Origin of the sequence: Brevundimonas sp. UBA7534 (genome assembly GCF_002479325.1) — a bacterium.
Lineage (GTDB): Bacteria > Pseudomonadota > Alphaproteobacteria > Caulobacterales > Caulobacteraceae > Brevundimonas.
Window position 1 is genome coordinate 770 of the sequence record NZ_DLMO01000018.1, and the last position, 4,721, is coordinate 5,490.

Consider the following 4,721-nt stretch of genomic DNA (forward strand, 5'->3'; position numbering starts at 1 on the left):
GACCTACGGGGTCCGCCGGAAGGCGCGATATGGGGGTATCGCGCTGTCATGTAAAGCGGTTTTTTGAAGGCGCGGACGAACCGCCTGCCCCAGGAAACCCGCAGGCTCGCCACGGCTTGGCGGCCATCTCCGCCCCCGTCCGGGCGCGCGTCGCGCGTTTGGGGGGCGTTAACCGTTCCGGCGACATTCTGACCCAGCAAGTTCCGGGCCACTTCCGCGCCCGGCGGGAATATCGGACGTGATCGGTCAGAGGCTGGAGGTCAGGCAGGGTCAGGGGCTGGTCATCACGCCCCAGTTGCAGCAGGCGATCAAGCTGCTGCAACTGTCCAACCTCGAGCTTGAGGATTACGTCGAGGCGGAGTTGGAGCGCAATCCGCTGCTGCAGCGCGAGGAGCCCGAAGGCGACGGCCCCGACGCGCCCGAGCCTGAACAGACCGCTTCGTCCGACGACGCGGAGATGGCCTTCGGCGACGGCGTGGGCCACGAGGCCTCCAGCGCGATGGACGCCGGATCCGACGATGTCTACGGCGACGCCGCGCCGGGCGAACGCACCAGCGACCGGATGACCGACGAGGCCCAGCCGGGGCTGTCGGACTGGTCCAGCGCGGGCAAGGGCGGATCGACGTTCGAGGGCGACGGCGAACGGCCCGACACCCACGAACCGACCCTGTGGGAACACCTTCAGGCCCAGGCGTCATCCGCCGGCTTCGGCGTGGCCGACCACGGCGTGGCCCTGACCCTGATCGACGCCACCGACGAGGGCGGCTACCTGCGCGGCGAACTGGCCGAGTTCGCCGATCGCCTGGGCGTGTCGCTGGAGCGGATCGAGGCCGTGCTGGCGGTGTGCCAGGGCTTCGAGCCCACGGGGATCATGGCGCGCTCGGTGCCCGAATGCCTGAAACTGCAGCTGATGGAGCGCAACCGCTTCGACCCGGCCATGGCGGCGCTGCTGGACAATCTGGACCTGCTGGCGCGGCGCGACCTGGCGGGCCTGCGCCAGGTCTGCGGCGTCGACGCCGAGGACCTGGCCGAAATGATCGCCGAACTGAAGGGGCTGACGCCGCGCCCCGGCGCCGGCTTCGGCGGCGAACCGGCCCAGACCGTCATCCCGGACGTCCACGTCCGCCCCGATCCGGCCGGCGGCTGGAAGGTCGAGCTGAACGCCGACACCCTGCCCCGCCTGCTGGTCGACAAGCGCTATCACGCTGTGGTCCAGACCGGCGCCCGCTCCGAGACCGAAAAGACCTATGTGGCCGAATGCGCGGCCCAGGCGAACTGGCTGGTCAAGTCGCTGGACCAGCGGGCCAAGACCATTCTGAGGGTGACGTCCGAGATCGTGCGCCAGCAGGACGCCTTCCTGGCCTTCGGCGTGGAGTTCCTGCGCCCCTTGAACCTGAAGACGGTGGCCGACGCGATCGGCATGCATGAATCGACCGTCAGCCGCGTCACCTCGAACAAATATCTGTCGACGCCGCGCGGGGTGTTCGAGCTGAGATTCTTCTTCACCGCCGCCATCCAGTCGACCGACGGCGCCGCCTCGCATTCGGCCGAGGCCGTCCGTCACCGGATCAAGGCCATGATCGACGCCGAGGGCGCCCAGGGCGACGTTTTGTCCGACGACCGGATCGTCGAGATTCTGAAGGAGGCCGGCATCGACATCGCCCGCCGAACGGTCGCCAAGTATCGGGAAGCCCTGAGGATTCCGTCGTCGGTGGAGCGGCGGCGGTTGATCCGCACGGCCTGACAAGCGTCACCACAAATCGGTGATCCGGATTGACACCAAATGCGGTCGGTAGCGTTCTATCGGCATGCAAGTCCAAGTCAGCGGCAAGCAAGTGGATGTCGGCGAAGCGTTAGGCTCGCGCATCTCCCAGGAACTCGAAGACGGAGTCGGCAAGTACTTCGCCCGCGGCGGCGATGACGCCGAAGTCGTGGTCTCCAAGGACGGCCACAACTTCAAGGTGGACTGTTGGGTGCGACTGGCCTCAGGCCAGACTCTGGTGACGACCGGTTTCGGCGGCGACGCCCACTCGGCCTTCACCGAGGCGCTGGAGCGGCTGGAAACCCGCGTCCGCCGCTACAAGCGACGGCTCAAGGATCACCACATCGGTCCCAAGGGCCTGTCTCCCGAAAAGACCGAGGACGCCGCCCGCGAGGTGGCCCGCAGCATCGTGCTGCGTGATCCCGACAGCGTCGATGACGACGCCTTCGGCTCGGCGGGCGACAACGACGGGCCGCCGCCGGTGGGCATGGTCATCGCCGAGACCCAGTCCGAAATCCGCACCATTACCGTGGGCCGCGCGGTCCTGGAGCTGGACATGACGGGCTATCCGGTCGTGCTGTTCCGCAACGCCGCGCACGGCGGGCTGTCGGTTGTCTATCGCCGTCCCGACGGCAATGTGGGCTGGATCGACCCCGAGCGGACCGCCAAGACCAACGGTCACGCCGGAACAGCCTAGTTTGACTTCGTCGCGGGTTTCTCTAAACGGGCGCCCGCGACACCCCGCCTGTCGCCTTTAGAGTCGGAAGTCCATGGACATCGGTGATTTGCTCGCGCCTGACGGCGTGGTGCTGCGTGGCGGAACCTCGTCCAAGCGCCAGGCCCTGCACGCCGTCGCCGAGGCGGCGGCCCAGGTGCTGGGAATGGAAGAAGGCCGCGTGTTCGACGCCCTGCTGGAGCGCGAGGCCCTGGGTTCGACCGGCCTGGGGGCCGGCGTGGCCGTGCCCCATGCCCGGCTTCAGGGGCTGGAGCGGGTCACCGGCGTCTTCGTGCGCCTGGACGCGCCCGTGGCGTTCGAGGCGGTGGACGATCGCCCCGTGGACCTGATGTTCGCCCTATTCGCGCCGCCCAAGGACGGCGCCGAGCATCTGCGCGCCCTGGCGGCGGTGTCACGCGCCCTGCGTTCGGCCGAACTGCGCGAGCAACTGCGCCAGGCGCGCACGCCCGATGCGGTGCGCGCCCTGTTCGTGCGCGACGACATTCCCGCCACGGCGGCCTGAGCCGCCCGGCGGCTTCTGAATTCAGTGAACGGATACCGGCGCCAGCTCGTGCGCCACGGCGGCGGCGAAGGCGGTGTCGCGATCCAGCATGACCGCCAGACGTTCCCCGTCCGCGCTGTGCACGGCGTAAAGCGTCTGGTCGCTGTCCAAATCCAGTTCCCGTGCGTCGGCCGCATCGGCCAGCAGATCCGCCGCCTTGACCTGGCGCACATAGACCAGGTCGGGAGCGCCCAGATCGGCGAAATCTTCCTTGCTCAACTTCATCGGCGTCATAGGACCGCCTCCTTACTCGATACCAATGCCCGGCGAGCCGGGCGGTTCAACCGCCGCTGTCTCAGCCGGCGGTGATGGGAATGCGCCGAACCACACGGTCGGCTTCCGGGCGGGTCAGGTCGACATGCAGCAGGCCGTGTTCCAGCCGCGCCCCGGCCACCTCCAGCCCGTCGGCCAGGACGAAGCTGCGCACGAAGCCGCGCGCGGCGATGCCCCGATGCAGGAAGGCCTGTTCGCCCTTGGCGGCGTCGTCGCGCTTTCCGGCGACCGTCAGCTGGCGGCCTTCCAGCGTCACGTTCAGCTCCTCGGGAGAGAAGCCGGCCACCGCCAGGGTGATGCGCACCCCGGCGTCGCCGATCNNNNGCCGCGATGCAGGAAGGCCTGCGGGTCGCGGCCCGCGTCCTCGCGCTTGCCGGTGATGGTCAGCTGACGTCCCTCGACGGTGACGGAGAGGTCGTCCGGCGTGAAACCGGCCACAGCCAGGGTGATGCGGACGGCCGCATCGCCGATCTGCTCGACGTTGTAGGGCGGATAGCTCTCGGCCGCCGCCTTGGCCGCCCGGTCGATCAGGGCCCGGGTATGGTCGAAGCCCAGCAGAAAGGGGCTGTCGAACAGGATGGTGCGCGTCGTCATTCTGGTCCTCGTCAAAGCGACCGGCGCCGGTCCTCGTCCCCCGCGATCGGCGAGACGTCCGGCAGGAAGAAGATGGGGGGCCTTGGCCCCCCGATCAACCGCCGTCAGACCTTGGCGGCCCGCCGCTGGGTCCAGCGGTACAGACCGAAGGTGAGGGCCGCGAAGCCGACGATGCCCGCCGCCATCGCCGGCCAGGCCGTGCCTGCGGGGATCATGGCGAACGGCGCGTCGTCCCGCGTGGCGACGATGACGCCCGCGGTCAGGACGCCGAACAGGCTCTCGCCCACGATCAGGCCGGACGCCAGCAGCACCCCCATGCGCCGCGCCACGGGGGCGTAGGTCTGGGAGGCCGTGGCCCGCTCATAGAGCCAGCCGCACACGGCGCCGATCACCAGCATGGTCGTCACGGCGGCGGGCAGATAGAAACCGATGCCGACGGCCAGCGGCGGCAGCTTGATCCGGCCCTTGGTGGTCCGTTCCAGCACCGCGTCCAGCACGATGATGATCGCCCCGACCACCGCGCCCAGGCCGATCAGGTCCCAGCGCAGGTCGCCGCCGATGACGCCGCGCGCCAGGGCCGAGATCAGCGTGGCCTGGGGCGCCGCCAGGGTCTGGGCGCCCTCGACGATGGCGGGCGGGCCGCCCTCGAAGCCGAAGGCCTGGTTCAGCAGGTTCAGGATGAAGGGGATGACCAGCGCCCCCGCGCCGACGCCGACGATCAACGCGACCTGTTGCCGCCAGGGCGTGGCCTCGACCAGCTGGCCGGTCTTCAGGTCCTGCAGGTTGTCGTTGGCGATGACGGCCACGGCGAAGAC

At 69.3% G+C, this 4,721-nt stretch carries 5 protein-coding genes and 1 pseudogene; 3 read left to right on the forward strand and 3 right to left on the reverse strand.

What is annotated here, in order from left to right; translation table 11 throughout:
• Positions 1 to 238: 238 nt before the first annotated feature.
• From rpoN to ptsN, 3 genes are all read left to right on the forward strand, one after another.
• Positions 239 to 1,744: an RNA polymerase factor sigma-54 gene (gene rpoN / locus B2U11_RS01215; RefSeq protein ID WP_292069202.1), complete on the forward strand. Its 1,506-nt coding sequence runs from the start codon at positions 239 to 241 to the stop codon at positions 1,742 to 1,744.
• A 64-nt stretch (positions 1,745 to 1,808) separates the two neighbouring features.
• Positions 1,809 to 2,459, forward strand: a complete 651-nt coding sequence (gene hpf / locus B2U11_RS01220; protein ID WP_292069203.1) for a ribosome hibernation-promoting factor, HPF/YfiA family — start codon at positions 1,809 to 1,811, stop codon at positions 2,457 to 2,459.
• A gap of 73 nt (positions 2,460 to 2,532) precedes the next feature.
• Complete coding sequence (gene ptsN, locus B2U11_RS01225; RefSeq protein ID WP_292069205.1) at positions 2,533 to 3,000, forward strand: PTS IIA-like nitrogen regulatory protein PtsN; 468 nt, start codon at positions 2,533 to 2,535, stop codon at positions 2,998 to 3,000.
• 21 nt (positions 3,001 to 3,021) lie between these two features.
• Here the strand turns inward: ptsN and B2U11_RS01230 are convergent, their stop codons facing one another.
• From B2U11_RS01230 to B2U11_RS01245, 3 genes and pseudogenes are all read right to left on the reverse strand, one after another.
• Positions 3,022 to 3,273: a DUF1150 family protein gene (locus tag B2U11_RS01230; protein ID WP_292069207.1), complete on the reverse strand. Its 252-nt coding sequence runs from the start codon at positions 3,271 to 3,273 to the stop codon at positions 3,022 to 3,024.
• Between the two features lie 61 nt (positions 3,274 to 3,334).
• A pseudogene (locus tag B2U11_RS15690) lies at positions 3,335 to 3,906 on the reverse strand (Hsp20 family protein).
• 104 nt (positions 3,907 to 4,010) lie between these two features.
• Positions 4,011 to 4,721, reverse strand: a 711-nt coding sequence (locus tag B2U11_RS01245) for an OPT family oligopeptide transporter (RefSeq protein ID WP_292069209.1), incomplete at its 5' end; no start/stop codon positions are given.